A 1,239-nucleotide genomic window follows, 5' to 3' on the forward strand; every position below is an offset into this window, starting at 1 on the left:
GTGCATAAGTAGATTTGCCCAAACAAACAGTGAGGACGCTACGAGGAATTCTGAAGTACTCAACAGTTCGAGCCAAAGCAAAGGAGTTTGGTGGGATGATACAAACATCGCTATCAATATCGACGAAGCTGTTTTCATCAAACTGTTTAGGGTCTACGGTTGCTGAGTGGACGTTTGTGAAGATCTTGAATTCACTGCTGCAGCGAACATCGTAGCCATAACTGGATGTTCCATAAGAGATAATTCGGCCATTTTCACCGGTTCGAACCTGCCCTGGTTCGAATGGCTCAATCATGCCTTGCTCTTGTGCCATTCTACGTATCCACTTGTCAGACTTTATTGCCATGTTTCGCTGTTCCAAATAAAAAGTTTAGAAGCTGTCAAAGTAATGCTTCCGTAAAGCTGGCTATAATACCTTTGCTTAAGATATAAGCAAAGTATCTACTTACAACGATGGCTTAACTTTTCGAGCAGACTTACTAGGTTTGTTGAAAATATGGTCTAAGCTTGTATCACGCTGTATGTAAAGTGTAGATAGATTGATTCTTCGAATTCACCTAGAGGTAGGACACGGTTTTGGGCCTTTCCGCACTAGAAAAGTTGAAGCATGGTTTAAGGTTTAAGAAACTGGGCCACCGCTTGACCTTTTATTTTGTATCACTCGGTATCTTTTTTACCGTGGTGACGGTATCGGTATTGCTGGTAAAACAATATCAAGATGGAAGGCTTTCTGTTTACGAAGAAGCGAATGATACCATCAAAGCCGTTAATCAGCAGTTAGCTAGAAGCTTATGGAACGTCGATCAGGATAGCACTCATATCTTGCTGGAAGGCGTCTATCGTATGCCTTCAATTCAGGGTGTTAGAATTGTAGAAGCCTTGGGCAATGAATATCAGTACGGGGATATTGAATTGCCAGTAAGTTTGTCGAGCCCTTTGGTCTTTAACGGCCAGAATATGGGTAAGATTGAAGTTGATGTGAAAGATGAGTTGATTACCGAGTCTGTATTAGACCAGATGATCGTGATCCTTATTAGTTCCACTTTGATGATCGGTTTGATTAGTTTTGTTTTCAGTACGATTGTTAAAAATGCAGTGACGCGCCACCTTTCCAAAATTAGCCGTGAAACCGTTCAGCCGGCTCAGCTAACAAGTAAAACCTATAAGCCCATTGTGCTGAATCGCCCCGAATACAGTGATGAAATTGCTGACTTGGTTGAAGCTTTGAACCGGGGACGA

Annotated in this window: 1 protein-coding gene and 1 pseudogene; one reads left to right on the forward strand and one right to left on the reverse strand. The window is 42.1% G+C overall.

Annotated elements, in window-relative coordinates; all coding sequences use genetic code 11:
• Positions 1-346: pseudogene (gene dcd / locus A3766_RS04945) on the reverse strand (dCTP deaminase); the annotation flags it as partial.
• 230 nt (positions 347-576) lie between these two features.
• Between dcd and A3766_RS04950 the strand changes: the two are divergent.
• The coding region (locus A3766_RS04950) for a hypothetical protein (RefSeq protein ID WP_156508698.1) at positions 577-1,239 on the forward strand (663 nt) is incomplete at its 3' end.

The organism is Oleiphilus sp. HI0132 (genome assembly GCF_001635845.1).